We start from the raw sequence: 19,336 nt of genomic DNA, 5'->3' as shown, positions 1-19,336 counted from the left end.
CACCCGATACAGTGACTGACACCCTGCCATCGGGAGCAAGCCCCCTCCCACATGTTTGACCGCGTTAGACGCCGGTTTTTGGTAAGAGCCCATCCGCCCGGAACATCCCGCGAATCCCGCGCACCGCCTGGCGAATCCGGTCCTGGTTCTCGATCAGCGCAAAGCGCACGTGATCGTCGCCATATTCACCAAAGCCAACCCCCGGCGATACGCAAACCTTGGCTTCGAGCAGCAGCTTCTTGGCAAATTCCAGCGAACCCATAGCGGCATACGCCTCGGGAATCTTCGCCCAGACGTACATCGCCGCCTTGGGATTCTCCACCATCCAGCCCAGTTCATGCAGGCCCTTGACCAGCACATTGCGGCGCTGACGGTACTGCTCGGCGATGTCTTTCACGCACTGTTGGTCGCCTTCCAGTGCGGCAATCGCCGCCACTTGCAGCGGGGTGAAGGTGCCGTAGTCGTGGTAGCTCTTGATCCGCGCCAGGGCGTTGACCAGTTCCGCATTGCCCACCATGAAACCAATGCGCCAGCCGGCCATGTTGTAGCTTTTGGACAGGGTAAAGAACTCCACCGCAATGTCCTTGGCGCCCGGCACCTGCATGATCGACGGGGCTTTCCAGCCGTCGTAGACGATGTCGGCGTAGGCCAGGTCATGCACCACCAGCACGTCGTACTGCTTGGCCAGGGCGATCACCCGCTCGAAGAAATCCAGTTCCACGCACTGCGCGGTCGGGTTGGACGGGAACCCCAGGATCATCATCTTCGGCTTGGGGATCGAACCGCGAATCGCCCGTTCCAGCTCGGCGAAAAAGTCCACGCCCGGAATCAATGGCACCGAGCGCACCTGGGCGCCGGCAATCACGGCACCGTAGATATGAATCGGGTAGCTCGGGTTGGGCACCAGCACGGTGTCGCCCTGGTCCAGGGTGGCCAGCATCAAGTGCGCCAGGCCTTCCTTGGAGCCGATGGTGACGATGGCTTCCGACTCGGGGTCGATATCCACTTCATAACGGTCTTTGTACCAGCGCGAAATCGCCCGGCGCAGGCGCGGAATACCCTTGGAGGTGGAGTAACCGTGGGTGTCTTCACGCTGGGCGACGGTGACCATTTTCTCCACGATGTGCGGTGGAGTCGGGCCGTCAGGGTTACCCATGCTCAAGTCGATGATGTCTTCGCCGCGCCGACGCGCAGCCATCTTCAGCTCGGCAGTGATATTGAAAACGTAGGGGGGGAGTCGATCTATGCGCGCAAAGCGGCGCGGCGAACCTTGGTCGGCCATTGTTGCCTCGAGAGTACGTAAGCGCCCGGAACCGTCCGAGCGACGTCGGCCACTGCGGTGGCCTGCGGGCAGACAATACGGTCGATGATGGCCAGTTGTCCAGATACGTAGGAAAAATTTCTACATGGAGCGCAGCCTGGATATACCCCTATACTCGATATGGGTTTTTCCCTCATAAGAAGGAGACTGTTCAGATGGATCAGCAGACACAACAACCGTTAGAACCGCGCATGGAAGAGGGCAAGGCCCTGGTGATCGCTGGGGTGCAGGGGCGCTATTCAAAGGCCACCGTGGGGGATATTCCGCAGTTGTGGGACGTGTTCGACAGCTGCTTCAAAGAAATCAAAAAGCGTGTAGGCGGTTTTACCTACGGGGTTTGCCATAACCCGAAACACGATGAGTTCGACTACCTCGCCGGGGTTGAAGTGCCCGCCAAGGGCGATGTGCCGAGCAATTTCGAGTTCATCGAAATCCCGGCGCATCACTATGCGGTGTTCGCGCACTACGGCCCGGTACAGGCGTTACCGCAGACCTACGAGCGGATCATGTTCGAATGGTTGCCGCACTCCGGTTACGCAATCGCCGGCCCGGATTTTGAGCGGTACAGCGCGGATTTTGATGTAAGTAAGGGCATCGGTACTGTAGAGGTCTGGTTGCCGGTAGCGCCTGAGTAAGGGCTCCCACTGTAGGCGCGAGCAAGAACCTGGCGTCGCTCGCTCCTGCGAGGGCTGCAATCGCCAATGACGAAGGTTGTGTTCAACCGCCAAAACTCAGTTGGTAGCCCTGAGAGGATTGCCGTATGGCTTTCGCAACATCAGGTGCTAATCGGCAGTAATCGTCTTCACGTTTAAGCACGATCTCAAGCGTTTGCAGCAGTGCTTGAATACGTTCTTCAGGCTTTTCGACTTCGCAGGTTCTTGCAAACTCGAGGATGCCCAGACGTGAAGCGAAAAAGGACTTGTTGCCGACCATGTCCAATGCGAGCGTGTCGTCGGGAATGTACGCCGTGGTATTCACAATGTCGTAAGCCGGTGCTAGTCGTGTATCGGCGTTGACTGGGTCGCTGTAGAGCACGCCGAAATTCTTCAGATGCGCATCACCGTTGCCCACTATGCAACTGAGCGCCACGCTGTCGAATAATTGGTCGAGCGAGCTGCGTTGATGGGCAGGTGAACAGAAGACACGCACAGCCTTGGCCATAGCGCCGTAGCTCTTGGTGTATTTTTGCTCGGTAGACAGGCCCATCAGCGTGGTCATATCTTCGAAGCCCAGTGGGTTGAGCTGCTCGTCCCGATCAAAGCGTCGCATGATGAAGAGTTTCTGGTTCTGCGACAGGTAAAACGGTGGTGTGGGTATGCCTGCATCCCTGGCGATGGACATGCACAGGTATTCATTGATAGCCAACCCCGGAAACTCGTCGCGCCCGCTCTTGATGATCAGGTCATTGGTTTTCGAGGTGATTCTCTGCTCGGGCGTTTGAGGTTTTTCGGGCACCAGCACTTTGGGTTGTACGCCAGAAATGCCTGCTCGCAAGATGTAGCGATCCACCAGGTCAGCGAACAGATCTTCCGTGCCGTCCCAGGCGAGAATCTCCTCGAGGTTCTCGCCACTCGAAGGAGGGCTGTTACGTTGGATCAACTCGCTCACCTGATCCGAGCAGACGAACACCCGGCCAATGGGTGCGCTGCTGCCTGACAACGCAAGCAGCAACATTGGGTCGACTTTCACCGTCTTGGCGAGACGATTGCGCAATTGCTCAAGCACGTAACCTTCCGGCAGATTCATCTGGAAGATGGGGTGCAAGTCTCTACGACGATACTCATCTGCGCGAACGGGCATCGAGAGGCTTATTGCGCTTTGTGCGTTTGCTTTGTCGCTGTATCGGAACAGATAGTCGTCGGCGCTTACCCGCACGCTTCCACTCTCGCCTTGAGGGGTATGAACGCGCAGAGTGGGGCTATTCATTGAACAAGTCCTCCAGTTCCTCCAAGGTCGGCATGGTCACGGGAACCAATTTGATCTCGCTGCCCAACGCCGCAATCACACGGGCATAGGCATTCATGGAAACCGAGAGGCTGCCTTTTTCGATTTCAATAAGTTTTTGCCGGGTAATTCCCGCCAGCTTTGCCAGGTCCACCTGTTTATAGCCACGATTGAGGCGCATGGAGCGGATTTGTTTGGCGAGTCGTTGGGTGATAACTGAAATATCCATGTAGCGTATTCATTACTTTAGATTTGATAGGCCATGTATACGTTACATTTAAGGTGTGTCAAGGCCATCCCGACCAAACACCCAACTCAACCTGCGCTCATACCCAACCCGCGCTTTATACGCCTCCCCGCGATCCACCCAGCCAAGCCCGAGGTACAAGCCCATCGCCGCGACGTTGTGTGTGTCCACCGACAACTCCAGCGCCTTGATCTGCGGCCAGGCCTGAAGCGCGGCGTCGGGTAGTGCCTGCAAGCAGGCTTTGCCAAATCCCCGGCCCTGCTGGGTTCGGTCTACCTGTAACGCGTGCAGCGTGGCGCTGTGTGCATCGGCCCAATGGGGCAGGCACGGCGAGCGCTTGAGCAGAAGGAAGGCCACGGGAATATCGTCGGCCAGCAGCACGAAGCCCTTGATGTCGGGGCTTGGGTTGACCAGCAGGGTGTTGAGTGCGCAATACATGTCGCCGCAAAACGGCAACTGCTCAGGGTGAACTTCGATGGCGCCGACTTGCTGTGTCTGCACAGCATTCAGCGCCTCGTAGGCGACAAGGCGGGTTTGCATCGGGGTGTCCGAACGGCTGCAAAGAAGGGCGCAGTCTATCGGGTTTGCACCGCGCGAAATGAGTTTTCAGCGGGGTGTCGATCGGGCGACAGGGCTTGCCGGGTTTGCTGCTGACCTTGCAGGAAGGCTGCGTCGGCCAGGGGCGGCTGGCGGTGGAGGAAATGTGCGGCGAGGACGAAATATTTCTGCCGATATGGCAGGAGTCCTACGTGATGGCCTTACATCCGCAGCCTGACCCGCAATGCGGGAGGGGGCCTGCTCCCGATGGCGGCGTCCCCGTCAATGCTGCCGTGACTGACCGACCGCGATCGGGAGCAAGCCCCCTCCCACAGGTTGATCGTCATGGCCCGGACGGGCTCAGTCGAGCATCTTGCCCAACAACCAACTCCCCGCCGGCCCCGGCGGATGCTGCCGCGACCACAGCGCATCCACCGCCACCGAGCGCGGCCAACTGCGCGCCTTGAGTTCGACCAACTGGCCGCCGCCAAAACGCTCCACCAGCCAGCGTGGAATCGGCGCCCAGCCAAACCCCAACTGCGCCATCTCCATCAGCATCAGGTAACTGGGCGCCGACCACACCCGTCCGGATGCCCGGGTTTCATTGGGGTTGATGATGCTCGCCAGGCGCAGTTCCCGGTGCTGCTGCAAGGCCTGGACGCTGACGTTGTCCTGCTGCGCCAACGGGTGTTTGGGCGAGACGAACAGCGCGATTTCCGTGCGTTCTTCAACCGGTGAACAGGTCAGGTCCGGCGGATACGCCTCCTGCTTCTCGATAAATGCGATCTGCGCCCGGCCGCTTTGCACCAGGGCGATCAAGTCTTCGCATTCGGCGATCAAACACTCCAGTTCAAGGTCCGGGTAGCGCTGTTCAAAGGCACTGAGGGCGATCTCGAATCGGTCGGACTGGTACGTATCGGACATGGCGATACTCAGCTTCGGCTCCAACCCCTGGGATAGCTGGCTCGCCGCCAATTCCAACCGACTGCTGGCCTCTAGCACCTGCTCGGCGCGTTGCAGCAGCACATGGCCGGCGGCGGTCAGCGTCGGCTTGCGGCTGCTGCGGTCGAACAGCAGCACATTCAGGTCAATCTCCAGGCTCGCGACCGCCGCGCTGACGGTGGACTGGCTCTTGCCCAACTTGCGCGCCGCCGCCGAAAACGAGCCTTGGGTCGCGGCCTGAACAAAGGCCTGTAGCACTTCATGGGAGGCCATGACTATCGCCTTGATCGATGGTTATTAGTTATGAAGTATCGATACAAAGCGCAATGATGGCAACCACAGTCACTCACGGAGCCGGGTCATGAACCCTACCAAGTCGATTACTGAACGCGTGTGCCAGGCCATCGGTTTCGAGGCCCTGGCGTTGTTGATTTGCACGCCGTTGCTGGCGTGGATCATGGACAAGCCCGCCCTGGAAATGGGCATGGTCACCCTGGCGATCAGCCTGATGGCGCTGACCTGGAACGTGATTTTCAACGGCCTGTTCGACCGCCTCAAGGCACGCCTGCAACTGGCCAACAACGGCTGGACCCGGGGGCTGCACGCCTTGCTGTTTGAAGGCGGGCTGGTTCTGGTGTGCGTGCCGTTGATTGCCGCGTGGCTGAACGTCAGCCTGATGCAGGCGTTTATCCTCGATATCGGCGTGTTGCTGTTTTTCCTGCCGTACACCTACGTGTACCACTGGGGCTACGACGTGGTGCGCGAAAAGTTCCTACAGAAACATGCCGCCCGACGCCTCGATCCGCTGGCCGGTGATCCAGTGGCTGCCGTCCGCCAGCAGGCTGGCAATGGCCCCGCCGATATCATCCGGTAACCCGGCGCGGCCCAGGGCGGTGTTGTTGGCGACCATCGCGTTGAGGTTGGCGTTGTCGCGCACGGCGCCGCCGCCGAAGTCGGTTTCGATGGCGCCAGGCGCGAGGATATTGACGCTGATACCGCGCGCGCCGAGTTCTTTGGCCTGGTAGCGGGTCAGCACTTCCATGGCGCCTTTCATCGCTGCATACGCGGCATAGCCGGGCAGGCTGAAACGGGCTAGGCCGCTGGAGATATTGAGGATGCGGCCACCGTCACGGATCAGCGGCAGCAGTTTTTGGGTCAGGAAAAACGGGCCTTTGAATTGAATCGCCACCAGTTGGTCGAACTGGGCTTCGCTGGTTTCGGCAAAGCTGGCGTGGATGCCGATACCGGCGTTGTTGATCAGAAAGTCGAAGTCATCCCGTGCGAAAACACGCTTGAGCACGTCGCCCACGTCTTCGACGAACGCGCCGAAGGTCGCGCTCTGGCTCACATCCAGTTTCAGCATGGCGGCGCGGCCGCCCCATTGTTCGATCTGCGCGACCACCGCCTGGGCCTCATCCGCCTGGCTGTGGTAAGTGCCGATGATGTCTACGCCTTGTGCCGCCAGGCGCAGCGCGGTGCTTCTACCCAAGCCGCGGCTGGCGCCGGTGATCAGTGCGATTTTACGGGTCATGGTGCAGTCCTCTGATGTGATCGAGGGAATGAGTGTATTTGTCCGCCTATAACGTGATAAACAGCGGTAAAGCGAAATCACTGGCCGGATAAGGCGAACAATCCCATGAACAAACTGGAGTTGCTGCGCACCTTCGTGCGCGTCACCGAACTGTCGAGTTTTACCCGCGCCGGCGAGAGCCTGGGGCTACCGCGTTCCACCGTGTCCGAGCATGTGCAGGCGCTGGAAGAACTGCTCGGCGCGCGCTTGCTGCAGCGCACCACGCGCAAGGTGCAGGCGACCCAGGACGGCCGCGTACTGTATGAACGCAGCAAGGACTTGCTCGCGCACATGGAGGAACTGGAAGGCTTGTTTCGCCAGGACGAAACACAACTGACCGGGCGCATTCGCGTGGACCTGCCGACCATGATGGCGCGGGATTTGATCCTGCCGCGCCTGCCGCACTTCATGGACGCGCACCCGTTGATCGAGCTGGAAATCAGCACCACCGACCGTCAGGTCGACCTGCTGGCCGAGGGGTTCGATTGCGTGCTGCGCGTCGGTGCGCAGCCGGACCAGTCGGTGGTCGCGCGGTTGTTGTGCAGCATGCCGATGATCAACTGCGTGAGCGCCGGCTACCTGCAGAGCTATGGCGTGCCGCAGACCCTGGCAGACCTGGCCGATCACCATTTGGTGCATTACGTGCGCCCGCTGGGCTCGCGCTCGGCGGGGTTCGAATACCTGCAGGGCAACAAGGTGCAGCGCCTGCCCATGGTCGGGCGAGTCACGGTCAACAGTACTGATGCCTACAAGTCCGCCTGCCTGGGCGGCTTCGGGATCATCCAGGTGCCGGCGCTGGGCATTGGCGATCAGTTGGCCAGTGGCGAACTGGTGGCGGTCCTTCCGGATTACCCGGCGCCGCCGTTGGACGTGTCCCTGCTCTACGCCGGGCAGCGCCATTTACCGCTGCGGGTGCGGGTGTTCATGGACTGGTTGGCCGCGACGCTGCAAGCCCAGCTCTAACGCCGCGCCGACAACTGCTGCGGGGCCAGGAAGGCGTCGTGGAAGTAGTCCCGGAACGCCTGCATCGCGGGGGTAAATACGCGCTCGCGGTGCCAGGCCAGGCCGACGCTCATGGGCGCCACCGGGTCGGTCACGGTCAGGGTCTCGATGCGCTTGCCTTCCAGGGACCAGGGCCGATGGACCAGGTCCGACAGGATCGCCACGCCGCTGCCATTGGCGACCATGCTGCGCACGGCTTCCACCGAACTGGTGCGCAGCCGCACTTTGGGCGTTTGCCCGGCCTGTTCCCAATAGCGCATGGCACTGTGTTCGGCCTCGTCGACGGTCAGCAGGATGTAGGGCTCGCGGGCCACATCCGCCAGGCTGACGGCGCCGCGTTCACACAACGGGTGATGGCTGGGCAGCCACAGGCGGCGTTCGGAGTTGAAGAGGATTTCCGAGACGATGTCCGGGTGGGTGAGGTTGGCGGTGAGCACCACGGCCATGTCGAACTGGCCGTCGAGCAGGCCGTGTTCGATAGCCTGGCGCTCCTGCTCGAACACCTCGATGGTCACGTCCGGGTGCCAGTGTTCCATGCGCTGCAGGTGGTGCGGCAGGAAGTAACCGAGCACCGTGTAGCTGGCGGCGACCCGCAGCACGCCGCTGGCGCGGTAGTCGGGCAGCGGGCTGTTCAGCGCGTCGTCGACACTGCGCACGATCACATAGGCGCGGTTGAGAAAGTGCCGCCCGGCGTCGGTCAGGTTCATGCCCTGCGCGCTGCGCACGAACAACTGCACGCCGAGCATCGCTTCCAGCTCTTTGATCGCCGTGGTCACGGCCGACTGGGAGATGTTCAGGTGAATCGCCGCCTGGGAAATCTGGCCGATCTCGGCGGTGGCGACGAAGTAGCGGATTTGGCGCAAGGTCAGTGACATGGCGATATCTGTTTTTCAGAAGATAGGTCATCTGATAATAGATCTTCCCAAGGGGTCAAGCCGCAGCCTACTTTTCAGCATCACCTTTGGCGGAGCGCCTTTTCATGCGGGCAGTGGATTTCAATTCAGACATGGGCGAAGGCTTCGGCCCCTGGACCATCGGCGATGGCGTCGATTCGGAGCTGATGGCTTATATCAGCTCGGCCAATATCGCCACCGGCTTCCACGCCGGCGACCCCGGCACCATGCGCCGCACCGTTGCACGCGCCAAGCAACTGGGGGTCGCCATCGGCGCCCATCCGGGCTTTCGCGACCTGGTGGGCTTCGGTCGCCGCCATATCAACGCACCGGCCCAGGAACTGGTGGACGACATGCTCTACCAGCTCGGCGCCCTGCGCGAAATCGCCCGGGCCCAGGGCGTGCCCCTGCAACATATCAAACCCCACGGCGCGCTCTACATGCACCTGGCCCGCGATGAAGACGCCGCGCGGCTGTTGGTGCAGAACCTGCAAGTCATCGAGCCGACGCTGTTGCTGTACTGCATGCCGAATTCGGTGATCTGGCGCATTGCCAAGGAGCTGGGGCAGCCGGTGGTGCGCGAGTTTTACGCCGACCGCGAGTACGATCTGACCGGCTCCATCGTGTTCACCCGCACGGTGCGCGTGCTGAACCCTGCCACCGTCGCGGCGCGGGTCCTTCGGGCTTGTCAGACGGGTCTTGTACGCACCGTAGAAGGCGAAGACCTGTTTATCGAATTCGACTCCATCTGCCTGCACAGCGACACCCCCGGCGCCCTGGAATTGGTCGAAGCGACCCGTGAAGCCCTGGACCAAGCGGGCATTGTGGTCAGAACACCCAAATAAGATCGAACCCTTACTTTTTTGTCTGCCTTTCTATAACGACTCCAAGAGGAACAGACATGGCTGAAACGTCCCCCATCCGCTACAGCTTCGGCGCCGATGAACACCTGTTTGCCGAGGTCAGCGACAGCATGTCCCTGCAGGCCTTTTTCAAAGGCATGGCCGTGACCCGCGCCGTGGAACGCCTGGCATTGGACGGTGTGCTGGATGTGTGTCTGGCCAACGCATCGTTCCAGATTCGCTTCGACCCGGACCGCATTGCGCCCCATGTGCTGCTCGACGCGGTGCAAAGCGCCGAAGCCCAGGCCGTGGCCGAACGCACCTTGCACACGCGCATTATCGAAATCCCGGTGCTCTACAACGACCCCTGGACCCACGAAACCTTGATGCGCTTTCGCGACCGCCATCAAGACCCCAGCGGCACCGACCTGGAATACGCAGCGCGCATCAACGGCCTGGCCGATGTCGACGCTTTCATCGCGGCCCACAGTGGCGCACCGTGGTTTGTGTCGATGGTCGGCTTTGTCGCGGGCTTGCCGTTCATGTTCCAGATGGTCGAGCGCGAACGGCAGTTGCAGGTGCCCAAGTACCTGCGCCCGCGCACCGACACGCCGAAACTGACCCTCGGCCATGGCGGCTGCTTTGGTTGTATCTACTCGGTGCGCGGCGCCGGTGGCTACCAGATGTTCGGCGTCACCCCGGCACCGATCTACGACCCGGCGCAGCAGTTGGCCTACCTCAAGGACCACATGGTGTTCTTCCGGCCGGGCGACATTGTGCAATTCAAACCGATCGACCGTGAGGCCTACGACCTGGCCGTCGCCGAGGTCGACGCAGGACGTTTCGACCTGCGCATCCGCCCGCTGGAATTTTCCCTGGATGCGTTTCTCGCCGACCCCGTCGGCTACCCGAAAACCCTGCAGGAGGCGCTGGCATGATCAAGGTGCTCAAACCCGGCCTCGCCACCTCTGTGCAGGATCTTGGCCGCGAAGGCTACTACCACTTGGGCATTCCGCCATCGGGCGCGTTGGATCAGTACGCGCTCAACGCGGCCAACCATTTGGTGGGCAATCCACCGGGCGCGGCCGGCCTGGAATGCACGCTGATCGGCCCCGAGCTGGAATTTCAACAGGACGCCTTGGTCGCACTCAGCGGCGCCTTGATGTCGCCGCGCCTGGACGGTGAAGTGGTCCACCAGGACACCGCGTTCCACGTGCGCGCCGGGCAGGTGTTGCGCTTCGAATTTCCCAAGGCCGGTGCGCGCGCTTATCTGGCGGTCGCCGGCGGCATCGACGTGCCGTTGGTGCTCGGCAGTCGCTCGACCTACACCCTCGGCGCACTCGGCGGTTTTCACGGGCGGCGCTTGCAGGCGGGGGATGAGTTGCCTATCGGCGAGCCCACTGGGCAGGGGCGGGCGGGCAACAGTTTGCCGATGGCCTTGCGCCGCTCCGTCGGCGGCGATGTGACCTTGCGCGTGGTGCCCGGCCTGTATTACGAACGCCTGACGGAGGCGGCCAAAAGCAGTTTTTTTGCCGAGCCGTGGACGGTGGGTTCCGAGGCGGACCGTATCGGCTATCGCTTCAAGGGCGGCAGTGCATTGAGCTTTCAGCCACGGGAGCAGCCGTTTGGTGCGGGGTCCGATCCGTCGAACATCGTCGACAGTTGCTACCCGATCGGCTCGATCCAGGTGCCGGCCGGGCTGGAACCGATCGTGCTGCATCGGGACGCGGTGTCGGGTGGCGGGTACGCGATGATCGGCACGGTGATCAGTGCAGACCTGGACTTGATCGGGCAGATGCAGCCGAACCAGCGGGCGGGGTTTGTCGCGGTCAGCCTGGAGCAAGCGTTGGAGGCGCGGCGGGTGTACAAGAAGCGATTGAAGGCAATGGCCGGACTCTTCAATACCTGAAACACCCCAAAGCGAAATGTGGGAGGGGGCTTGCTCCCGATTGCAGTGGGTCAGCTACCAATAAGCTGACTGACCCGTCGCTATCGGGAGCAAGCCCCCTCCCACATTTGATCCTGCGGTGTGTCAGAAGAGTTTGGTGAATAACCAGTACAAGCTACCCGACAGCAGAATCGCCGCCGGCAACGTCAACACCCAAGCCATCAGCAAATTGCGGATGGTCTTCATCTGCAAACCACCACCGTTCGCCACCATGGTCCCCGCCACGCCGGACGACAACACATGGGTGGTCGACACCGGCAAGCCAAACATATCCGCAGCGCCGATGGTCAGCATCGCCACCGTCTCGGCCGAGGCGCCTTGGGCATATGTCAGGTGTGTCTTGCCGATCTTCTCGCCCACGGTCACCACGATGCGCTTCCAGCCGACCATGGTCCCGAGCCCCAGCGCGATGGCCACGGCGATCTTCACCCACAGCGGAATAAAGCGCGTTGAGTTGTCGATCTGCTGCTTGAACAACTGCAGCTTGCCTTGGGTGTCGGCGTCGAAGTTGCCGACCTTGGCCTTGTCCATCAAGCGGATGGTTTCGCTGGTCAGGTACATGTCGTTACGCACGTTGCCTACGGCCTCGGCGGGGACTTTGGCCAAAGAGCCGTAGCCTTTGACTTCGTCACCGATCTGGCCGGCGAGGGCGGCGAGGGCCGGGATCAGCTCGGGCGTGGCGTCCTTGGTCCGCACGTAGGTCGAGAGGATGGGGCGCGGGTCGCCCGGCAGCGCTTGCGGCGCGCTTTTCATCAGCGCGACCTGGGTCACTTCGGCCACTGCGGCAAACTGCAGCGATTGTTCGGCAGGCATGGCGCGGTTCAGCGCATACGCCATCGGCAGGGTGCCGACCAGGATCAGCATGATCAGCCCCATACCTTTTTGCCCGTCGTTGGAGCCGTGGGCGAACGACACACCGGTGCAGGTGAGGATCAGCATGCCGCGAATCCACCATGGTGGCGGGGTGTTGCCTTTCGGCGCCTTGTACAGCGCACGGTTTTTCACGAAAGCGCGCAAGGCCAGCACCAGCAGCGCGGCAAACGCGAAGCCGATCAGCGGCGAGAGCAGCAGGGCATAACCGATCTTGATCGCTTGGCTCCAGTCCACGCCGCTGGTGCCATCACGCCCGTGCATCAGGGCATTGGCCACGCCGACGCCGATGATCGAACCGATCAGGGTGTGGGAGGACGAGGCCGGCAGGCCGAGCCACCAGGTGCCGAGGTTCCACAGGATCGCCGCGATCAGCAGGGCGAAGATCATCGCGAAACCGGCCGAGGAACCCACCTGCAAAATCAACTCGACCGGCAGCAGGGCAATGATGCCGAACGCCACTGCGCCGCTGGAGAGCAGCACACCGAGGAAGTTGAAAAAACCTGACCACACCACCGCGAATTGCGGCGGCAGCGAGTTGGTGTAGATCACCGTCGCCACGGCGTTAGCGGTGTCGTGGAAGCCGTTGACGAACTCGAAGCCCAGGGCGATCAGCAGCGCCACGCCCAGTAGCAGGAACGGCGTCCAGGTGGTGACCACCGTGCCCAGTTCGTGCATGTCGTGCATCAGGCTGTAGGCGGTGAACAACAGGCCCATGGCGAGCACGGCGAAGAAAATGATCACCGTTACCAGGCCGGGTTTTTTGTCCAGCCTGGGTTGGGTATCGACGGATGACGTATGCGTTGAAGCAGTCAGGGACGGGGTGGCCATGCCGGAGCATCCAGTATCGGGGAGGATGTCGCCCATGATCATTGCAGAATGTTACAGCGATGCTGCGATAGGTCATTATTTCGTGAAATGGATGTGCCGCCGATCTAAAAAATGGCCATAAGCTGATGTCAGATTGCAATCAATTGCGCACGCCAGCTCCCACGGTTGATCCCGTTTCAGGTCGAGAGGGCTCAGTAGTCTTTGCGCTTTCTGAAGGCCCAGCGCCCGGCAATCAAGGTGAAGGTCGCGACCAGTGCCACCAGAATCCAGAAGCCTTCCGGATCTTGGGAAAGCGGCACCCCGCCCACGTTCATGCCGAAAAAACCGGCGATGATATTGATCGGCAATGCCAGCACCGTCACCACCGTCAGCGTAAACAGCGTGCGGTTGCTTTGTTCGTTGAGGTTGGCGGCGATTTCTTCTTGCAACAACTTGATGCGTTCGCCCAGGGCCGTCAGGTCGTTGATGATCAGCGCAAATTCCTCGGTGGATTTGCGTAATTCCTTGACGTCTTCCTTTTGCAACCACTGCGGCGGGCGGTTGAGCAGGCGCAGCAGCGAGCCCGGCTCCAGCGCCAGCAGGCGTTGCAGGCGTACCAGCACCCGGCGCATGGCGCCCAACTCAGAGCGGTTGGTGGACAAGCGCGAGGAGAGTAATTGATCTTCGATATGGTCGACGCTGATGCTGGTCTTGCGCACGATCTGCGTCAGTACCTCGCCCTGGTCGCGCAGCAGGTGCACCAGCAACTCCAGCGGCGAGCGGAAGCGTTCACCGGCCTTTACCGATGAGCGCAACTTATCCACCGAATGCAGCGGTTGCAGGCGCGCGCTGATCAGCAAGCGACTGCGGGCGCAGACCCACAACGTGGAAATATCCGACGAGACCATGCTGCTGAAGTTGAACACCACGTCGTTGACCACCGCCAGCAAGGCCGAGTCGACGTGTTCGATACGGGTGGAGCGCGAGCCCTCATGCAGGGCTTCAAAAAACTCTTCAGGCAAGGCCAGGTGCGCCTGCATCCAGCGCTCGCATCCGGCGTGGGCCAGGTTCAGGTGCAGCCATAGAAACTCCTCCGGGTCTTGCGGTTGCTGCAAGGCCTGGAGGGCGGTGGCTGAGTCAATTTGCTCAGCCTTCTCGCCAGGGCGAAAACGGAAACCGTAAAGCAAGCCAAACAGATCGGAATCCTGGTGGCTGTGGTCAATGCTGTGGTTCATGGAGTCTCACAGAGAAAGGACCTGTAGGACGTTTCACAGGTTCGCGTGGGCGAATCATTGCAAGGAAGTTTGACAGTTTTGTGACGGTTTTCGACGTGTTTCGCTTTGGTGACACTTTATTGACCGCTTGTCGAAATGGGCTCAAGAAGCGCCTAGCACGGCCGATTCAGGACACAAGAACCGCTGTAGGTGGTGGCGCCTTCGACGACAGGGAGGTCATGACGTATTCGTACCTTTTCCTTGTTTTGAGGCTTTTTTCGATGACTTTTTTGCGAACATCCCTGCGCGCACAGATCCTGTCGCTGCTCGGTGGCAGCCTGCTGGCGATGTTGTTAATCGCCCTGGCCTGTTTCAACTTCCTCTCCAACGGGGTGCAGAGTTACCGCAGTTTGCTCGAAGGGCCGTTGCTCACTTCACAGTTGATCGATGAGGCCAACCTGCAATTCAAGGTGCAGGTGCAGGAATGGAAAAACGTGTTGTTGCGCGGCAAACAGCCTCAGGACCTGGAGAAATACTGGGGCCAGTTCCAGGACCGGCAACGCGATGTGCAAGGCATTCTCGCGCGGCTGGTCACCCAGACTGCCGGTGACCCGGCGCTGAACCAGCGTATCCAGAACCTGCGTCAAGAACACCAGCAGCTTGGCGTTTCCTACCAGAAGGGCCGCGATGCCTACGTGGCCGCCGGCGCCGACCCGAGCGTCGGTGACACCGCGGTCAAGGGCGTGGACCGCCCCGCCAGTGAGCAGATGAGCGCCCTGGTCAGCGACCTGCGCGCCCAAAGCACCGAACAATCCCAGACCATCAGCGCCCATGTCGAGCGCACGGTGATGGTGGGCCTGACGATTATGTTGCTGTCCGGCGTGTTGATTGGCTTGTTCAGCCTGTGGTTGATCAACCGCAACCTGATCCTGCCGATCCGTGGTTTGATCGATTATGTGAGCCAACTGAGCCACGGCCGTTTTGCCGAGCGTGTCGCCAGTCGTCGCCAGGACGAACTGGGGCAGTTGGCGGAGGCGGCGAACACCTTGCGCGACTTTTTGGCCGAAACCTTCAGCCGCCTGCAGCGCAGTGCCACCGACCTGGTCGGCGCCAGCAGTGAGTTGAATTCGATCGCCGGGCAGATGGCGACCGGTACCCATGATCAATTCAGCCGCACCGACCAGGTGGCCACGGCCATGACCGAAATGTCGGCCACCGCCCAGGAAGTGGCGCGCCACGCCGCCAGTGCCTCACGTGCGGCAGATGATGCGGATCACTCGGCCCGCGAGGGCGGTGAAGTGATGAAAGTCACTATCGCCACCATCGGCCAGATGCGCACTGAAATCCTCAACACCGGCACCATCATCCGCCGTCTGGAAACTGACAGTGTGCGCATCGGCAAAGTGCTGGAAGTGATTCGCGGGATCGCCGAGCAGACCAACCTGCTGGCGCTTAACGCCGCGATCGAGGCGGCACGGGCGGGCGAGGCGGGGCGTGGGTTCGCGGTGGTGGCCGATGAAGTGCGCAGCCTGGCGCAACGCACGGCGGCGTCGATCATCGAGATCAACCAGATTATCCAGGCCGTGCAAACCGGCGCGGTCGATGCGGCCGAGGCGATTGTCACGGGCCAGTCGTGCAGCGATGACAGCGTGGAAAAAGTCACCCAGGCCGGCGCGATGCTCGCTCACATCACCCAGGCCATTGAAGCGATTCGCGACATGAACCGTCAGATCGCCACGGCGGCCGAGGAGCAGACGTCGGTGGCCGAGGATATTTCGCGCAATATCACCCAGATCACCACCGTGGCCACCGCCAACCTCGACAACGTGAAGCGCACCGAAGCGGCGAGCCAGAATCTGCGCGGCTTGTCCGGCGAGTTGAACGAGGTGACGGCGCGACTGGGCGCTTGATCAGGCGGCCATAAAAAAACGCGCCACCCGAAGGTGGCGCGTTTTTTTTCAGGTTTTTACTCAGGTGTCTTGCTTGTCTTCCAGCACGGTGCCGGTCTTGGCGTCGAGTTTCACTTCAAAGCGCTTGCCGGCGGTGTCGGTCAGTTCAACTTCGTAGACCAGTACGCCGCTGTTGTTGTGGTCCAGCTCGGTGTCGGTAATCTTGGCGCCTGCGTGTTTGGCCACGGCGGCGGCGTTGAGTTTCTCGAAAGGCATTACGGCACCGGATTTGAGCAGACCTTCGATATGATCCGGGCGGACATCGGCCTGGGCCAGGCCGGCGGTCAAGGTCAGGGCGGTCACGGCGAACAGGGCGGTCAAGGTTTTCATGGTGTGTATCCTTTTTCGGTGAGCTGTTTAAGTGGCGCCAGATTAACCGGCGCAACTTAATTCATCCTTAATGGCACACTGACTTATTCAGTATTTATGGTCGTTCAGCAGATCCTGCACGCTGGACGACGGCCAGCGCTTGTAGAACTTCAGCAGTTCAGCGGCGCGGTTGGTGAAGATGCCGTCGACGCCTGCCTTCATCACTTTCTCGAAGTCCACGGGTTCATCCACGGTGTAGACGTGTACCAGCAGGCCCTTGTCGTGGGTCAGCGTGTTCATTTCAGGCTTGACCAGGTCGGTGTAGCTCTGGTCGCCGTGGGCGGTCAGCTCCGCCGACGGGCCGGTGCCGATGGCGCCGAGGCTCTTGGCTTCGTCGACCCATTTTTCGAACTCGGCGGCGTCTTTCGGTTCTTGCTTGGCGTAGTAAGCCGCCTTGGTCGGTTCGCCGGATTCGGCGAAGGTTTGCTTGGATTTCGGCTCGATGCTGCCTTCACCTACCCACAGCAGCAGGATTTTCGGGGTGTTCGGCATCTCTTTCTGCAGCTCTTTCAGGCTGGCCGTTTCGAAGGTTTGCAGCACCACGCGGCCCTTGCCCTGGCCGACACCGGTGTTGCTCTTGCCCAGCTTGGAGCCGGCGGAGCTCAACCAGCCTTTATCCAGCAGCTTGTTTTTCAGGTCGGCTTCGATGCCCGGGAATTGCTTGGGCTCTTTGGTTTCGATGTACAAACCCGGTTTGTGCTGCGGGTTGCCTTCGGCGATCTTGATGATGTCGTCCAGGCTGAGGATTTTCAGGCCGACGAAGCCGGGGCGAGCGCGGTCCGGGTAGGCGGCGTTGAACCAACTGCCGGCGTCGAGGGTTTGCAGTTCTTTCCAGGTGAACTCGTTGGCCGGGGCGTCTTTGCGCTCGGGGAACTTGCTGCCCACGTCGGTGGTGCGTTGCAGGTTGTTGTCGTGCAGGGCGAACAGTACGCCGTCCTTGCTGCGCTGCAGGTCCAACTCCAGGTAGTCGGCGCCCAGGTCGCGTGCGACCTTGTAGGCGGCGGCGGTGGACTCGGGGGCGTCGTAGGACGCGCCACGGTGGGCGATCACGGCAGGGTAGGGGATGCCTTCGTTAGTTGCCAATTCAGCCGGGCTGATCGGGTCGGCAGCCTGCGCCTGGCCAAGGCCGAGCATCAGGGCGAGCAGCAAGGCGCTCCCTATAGTGGCGGGCACCGGGCCGTTGGTAAACGTGACAGGCATATGCGGAGTCCTTTCGTGTCGGTAGCTTTGAGAAGGCTTCCTTTTTAACAACTGATGATCAAAGGCGCTATCACCAAACCGACATTAACGTGCGCACGCGCCAATTTTCTGGGTTTTTTTGCGCGGCTTTGCAGTACTCTTGCCGCAAACCGCCCCGTAAGAGGGCAGTACTTTCCGCCACGCGTGTAAACCATCTTTCCAGTCCCCGTAGGACTTTTCAGTGAGGTTTACCATGCGCATCACCTCCGAGCTTATCTGCCAGGCCGCCGACCAGCTTCACGGTTTTGTCGGCCTCAACCGCAAGACTGGCCAGTACATCGTGCGTTTCAGCGAAGACTCCTTCGGCATGGACGTGGCCGATGACGGCATCATTCCCACTGCCGAATTTGTCTGGCTACCGGCCCCCGAGCACGCCATGACGTTGTCCCGTGAGCGCCTGCAATTGCTGCTCGATCAGAACATCGACGACCGCATCAACATCACCGAGCCGCTGCGTGTGTACATGCGGCGGGTGGAGATCCCGCAGATCAGTGCGTTGCGCAGCCTCGTCAGCTAGCCCGACAGCCTGTGTCTCGTCGCTGAGGATCACCTGTGCGGGGGCTTGCGGCCGCCTCTCAATGCTGGAATGCGTAGGCGCGCTCGACCTTGCACACGCGAGTGTGAAACGCCGAGTACCAGGTGGAACGCCCTTGCTCGCGTACCGCCCGATGCTCGGCCTGCTGTTTCCAGGCGAGGATGTCGGCCTCGCTGCGCCAGTACGATACGGTGATTCCCACGCCATCCTCCCGCGCCGATTCAACCCCGAGAAAGCCCGGCTGCTCACGCGCCAGTTCCAGCATGCGCGTGGCAGCCTCGCCGTAACCGTGGTCACCGGCGGTGCGCAGTGAGCTGAAAATCACCGCGTAGTAAGGCGGGGCGGGGGTGTGGGCAATCATACCGAGGTCTCCTGGCAGGCCTTGAGCAGGGCAATCGCCAGTGGCGGCGTGACGCCCTGGCGCGCGGCGCGTTCGGGCTGGAACAGGGTGGCGACGAAGAACGGATGGTCCAGCAGCTCCACGGCGCGCAGGTCGCCGGCCGAGTCGTGGCCGCTGGGGATCAGAGCGCCTTCCAGCAGTACGCTGGCGAAGTCGGGGTTGATGCCGTAGCGGCAGCGATAGCCTTCATGAATATCGAGTGTGCCGTAGGCGTCGGCGATACGGGTGTAGGCGACCAGGCGCACGGTGTCGCTGGCCTCCACCAGAGCGCAACTCAGTGGCGCGATCACTGCACGTTGGGCATTCGGGACCAACTCGCCGTGTTCGGCATCGGCCCAGCCCAACACATTGCGGGCATATTCCAGCACCGCGTGTTGAAAGCCGCCGCAGGTACCGAGGAAAGGGCGCCGCTGTTCGCGGGCAAAACGGATCGCGTGCAGTGCGCCGTCGGTGTCGCGGTACGGGCTGGCGGGCACGCACCAAAAACCATCGAAACCTTGTAGTTCGGAGGTGGCGCTGAGGGTGTCGGTCTCCAGCCATTGAAGGTGAACCGTCAGGCCCAAGGCGTCGGCGGCCTGTTGCAGCGCCACGGGAATGGCTTGGTGCGCAATCACATCGGGGTTGTAATCGCCGATCAGGGCGAGGTGCAGCGTGGTGGCTTTCATTTGAGGCTTCCCCTGGCTTGTCGTGTCCTGGTGCGCACT

Annotated in this window: 21 protein-coding genes and 2 pseudogenes; 10 read left to right on the top strand and 13 right to left on the bottom strand. The window is 61.2% G+C overall.

Annotated features, from left to right (window positions below; all coding sequences use genetic code 11):
- Positions 1–64: 64 nt before the first annotated feature.
- Positions 65–1,282, bottom strand: coding sequence for an alanine transaminase (gene alaC, locus ACP7CJ_RS28245; RefSeq protein ID WP_247398499.1), 1,218 nt, complete (start codon positions 1,280–1,282; stop codon positions 65–67).
- A gap of 194 nt (positions 1,283–1,476) precedes the next feature.
- Between alaC and ACP7CJ_RS28240 the strand changes: the two genes are divergently transcribed.
- Positions 1,477–1,956 (top strand): GyrI-like domain-containing protein, encoded by a 480-nt coding sequence (locus ACP7CJ_RS28240; RefSeq protein WP_276194541.1) that lies wholly within the window; start codon positions 1,477–1,479, stop codon positions 1,954–1,956.
- Between the two features lie 82 nt (positions 1,957–2,038).
- Here ACP7CJ_RS28240 and ACP7CJ_RS28235 read toward each other — a convergent pair whose 3' ends face one another.
- The 3 genes from ACP7CJ_RS28235 to ACP7CJ_RS28225 are packed head-to-tail and all read right to left on the bottom strand — an operon-like array spanning position 2,039 to position 4,052.
- Positions 2,039–3,247, bottom strand: a complete 1,209-nt coding sequence (locus ACP7CJ_RS28235) for a type II toxin-antitoxin system HipA family toxin (RefSeq protein WP_426103088.1) — start codon at positions 3,245–3,247, stop codon at positions 2,039–2,041.
- Positions 3,240–3,494 (bottom strand): helix-turn-helix domain-containing protein, encoded by a 255-nt coding sequence (locus tag ACP7CJ_RS28230; protein WP_276194537.1) that lies wholly within the window; start codon positions 3,492–3,494, stop codon positions 3,240–3,242. The genes ACP7CJ_RS28235 and ACP7CJ_RS28230 overlap by 8 nt, the downstream gene beginning before the upstream one ends.
- A 48-nt stretch (positions 3,495–3,542) precedes the next feature.
- Positions 3,543–4,052, bottom strand: coding sequence for a GNAT family N-acetyltransferase (locus ACP7CJ_RS28225; protein WP_426103090.1), 510 nt, complete (start codon positions 4,050–4,052; stop codon positions 3,543–3,545).
- 80 nt (positions 4,053–4,132) lie between these two features.
- Here ACP7CJ_RS28225 and ACP7CJ_RS28220 point away from each other — a divergent pair.
- Positions 4,133–4,306 (top strand): annotated as a pseudogene (locus tag ACP7CJ_RS28220) (LysR family transcriptional regulator); the annotation flags it as partial.
- 103 nt (positions 4,307–4,409) lie between these two features.
- Here ACP7CJ_RS28220 and ACP7CJ_RS28215 read toward each other — a convergent pair.
- Positions 4,410–5,264, bottom strand: a complete 855-nt coding sequence (locus ACP7CJ_RS28215) for a LysR family transcriptional regulator (RefSeq protein ID WP_276194533.1) — start codon at positions 5,262–5,264, stop codon at positions 4,410–4,412.
- Between the two features lie 88 nt (positions 5,265–5,352).
- Here ACP7CJ_RS28215 and ACP7CJ_RS28210 point away from each other — a divergent pair, with 88 nt between their 5' ends.
- Positions 5,353–5,865: a multidrug/biocide efflux PACE transporter gene (locus ACP7CJ_RS28210; RefSeq protein WP_426103092.1), complete on the top strand. Its 513-nt coding sequence runs from the start codon at positions 5,353–5,355 to the stop codon at positions 5,863–5,865.
- Here ACP7CJ_RS28210 and ACP7CJ_RS28205 read toward each other — a convergent pair.
- A complete protein-coding gene (locus ACP7CJ_RS28205; RefSeq protein WP_276194530.1) occupies positions 5,764–6,522 on the bottom strand; it encodes an SDR family NAD(P)-dependent oxidoreductase in 759 nt (252 codons plus the stop codon). The two genes, ACP7CJ_RS28210 and ACP7CJ_RS28205, sit on opposite strands and share 102 nt — an antisense overlap.
- Positions 6,523–6,627: 105 nt before the next feature.
- Between ACP7CJ_RS28205 and ACP7CJ_RS28200 the strand changes: the two genes are divergently transcribed.
- Positions 6,628–7,524, top strand: a complete 897-nt coding sequence (locus ACP7CJ_RS28200; RefSeq protein ID WP_426103094.1) for a LysR family transcriptional regulator — start codon at positions 6,628–6,630, stop codon at positions 7,522–7,524.
- Here ACP7CJ_RS28200 and ACP7CJ_RS28195 read toward each other — a convergent pair.
- On the bottom strand, positions 7,521–8,438 hold the full coding sequence (locus ACP7CJ_RS28195) for a LysR family transcriptional regulator (RefSeq protein WP_426103096.1): 918 nt from the start codon (positions 8,436–8,438) through the stop codon (positions 7,521–7,523). The genes ACP7CJ_RS28200 and ACP7CJ_RS28195 overlap by 4 nt on opposite strands.
- Before the next feature lie 104 nt (positions 8,439–8,542).
- Here ACP7CJ_RS28195 and ACP7CJ_RS28190 point away from each other — a divergent pair, with 104 nt between their 5' ends.
- The 3 genes from ACP7CJ_RS28190 to ACP7CJ_RS28180 are packed head-to-tail and all read left to right on the top strand — an operon-like array spanning position 8,543 to position 11,207.
- Positions 8,543–9,301 (top strand): 5-oxoprolinase subunit PxpA, encoded by a 759-nt coding sequence (locus tag ACP7CJ_RS28190; protein WP_276194527.1) that lies wholly within the window; start codon positions 8,543–8,545, stop codon positions 9,299–9,301.
- A 56-nt stretch (positions 9,302–9,357) separates the two neighbouring features.
- The gene (locus ACP7CJ_RS28185) at positions 9,358–10,236 is read left to right on the top strand and encodes a 5-oxoprolinase subunit B family protein (RefSeq protein ID WP_276194526.1); all 879 of its coding nucleotides are present in this window, start codon (positions 9,358–9,360) and stop codon (positions 10,234–10,236) included.
- On the top strand, positions 10,233–11,207 hold the full coding sequence (locus ACP7CJ_RS28180) for a biotin-dependent carboxyltransferase family protein (protein ID WP_426103098.1): 975 nt from the start codon (positions 10,233–10,235) through the stop codon (positions 11,205–11,207). Before ACP7CJ_RS28185 ends, ACP7CJ_RS28180 begins: the two co-directional genes overlap by 4 nt.
- Before the next feature lie 123 nt (positions 11,208–11,330).
- On the opposite strand, the gene ACP7CJ_RS28175 is transcribed toward ACP7CJ_RS28180, so the two are convergent.
- Positions 11,331–12,947: an inorganic phosphate transporter gene (locus ACP7CJ_RS28175; RefSeq protein WP_276194524.1), complete on the bottom strand. Its 1,617-nt coding sequence runs from the start codon at positions 12,945–12,947 to the stop codon at positions 11,331–11,333.
- Positions 12,948–13,138: 191 nt separating this feature from the next.
- Positions 13,139–14,161 (bottom strand): transporter, encoded by a 1,023-nt coding sequence (locus ACP7CJ_RS28170; RefSeq protein ID WP_276194523.1) that lies wholly within the window; start codon positions 14,159–14,161, stop codon positions 13,139–13,141.
- Positions 14,162–14,379: 218 nt separating this feature from the next.
- On the opposite strand from ACP7CJ_RS28170, the pseudogene ACP7CJ_RS28165 reads away from it, so the two are divergent.
- A pseudogene (locus tag ACP7CJ_RS28165) lies at positions 14,380–15,117 on the top strand (methyl-accepting chemotaxis protein); the annotation flags it as partial.
- 165 nt (positions 15,118–15,282) lie between these two features.
- A complete protein-coding gene (locus ACP7CJ_RS28160; protein ID WP_425262648.1) occupies positions 15,283–16,050 on the top strand; it encodes a methyl-accepting chemotaxis protein in 768 nt (255 codons plus the stop codon).
- Positions 16,051–16,110: 60 nt separating this feature from the next.
- Here ACP7CJ_RS28160 and ACP7CJ_RS28155 read toward each other — a convergent pair whose 3' ends face one another.
- A complete protein-coding gene (locus ACP7CJ_RS28155) occupies positions 16,111–16,419 on the bottom strand; it encodes a PepSY domain-containing protein (RefSeq protein ID WP_276194521.1) in 309 nt (102 codons plus the stop codon).
- Positions 16,420–16,506: 87 nt separating this feature from the next.
- Positions 16,507–17,658: a glycerophosphodiester phosphodiesterase family protein gene (locus ACP7CJ_RS28150; RefSeq protein WP_276194520.1), complete on the bottom strand. Its 1,152-nt coding sequence runs from the start codon at positions 17,656–17,658 to the stop codon at positions 16,507–16,509.
- 232 nt (positions 17,659–17,890) lie between these two features.
- On the opposite strand from ACP7CJ_RS28150, the gene ACP7CJ_RS28145 reads away from it, so the two are divergent.
- The gene (locus ACP7CJ_RS28145) at positions 17,891–18,214 is read left to right on the top strand and encodes a DUF2025 family protein (RefSeq protein WP_247407529.1); all 324 of its coding nucleotides are present in this window, start codon (positions 17,891–17,893) and stop codon (positions 18,212–18,214) included.
- Positions 18,215–18,272: 58 nt separating this feature from the next.
- Here the strand turns inward: ACP7CJ_RS28145 and ACP7CJ_RS28140 are convergent, their stop codons facing one another.
- Entirely contained in the window at positions 18,273–18,593 is a 321-nt protein-coding gene (locus ACP7CJ_RS28140) for an antibiotic biosynthesis monooxygenase family protein (protein ID WP_426103100.1), read from the bottom strand.
- On the bottom strand, positions 18,590–19,297 hold the full coding sequence (locus tag ACP7CJ_RS28135) for a CTP synthase C-terminal region-related (seleno)protein (RefSeq protein ID WP_426103102.1): 708 nt from the start codon (positions 19,295–19,297) through the stop codon (positions 18,590–18,592). Before ACP7CJ_RS28135 ends, ACP7CJ_RS28140 begins: the two co-directional genes overlap by 4 nt.
- Between the last annotated feature and the right edge of the window lie 39 nt (positions 19,298–19,336).

Origin of the sequence: Pseudomonas sp. PSPC3-2 (genome assembly GCF_049897085.1) — a bacterium.
GTDB classification, from domain to species: Bacteria; Pseudomonadota; Gammaproteobacteria; order Pseudomonadales; family Pseudomonadaceae; genus Aquipseudomonas; species Aquipseudomonas paraveronii.
The sequence above is the reverse complement of the archived record's forward strand: the minus strand, read 5'-3'. Positions and strand labels throughout refer to the sequence as shown.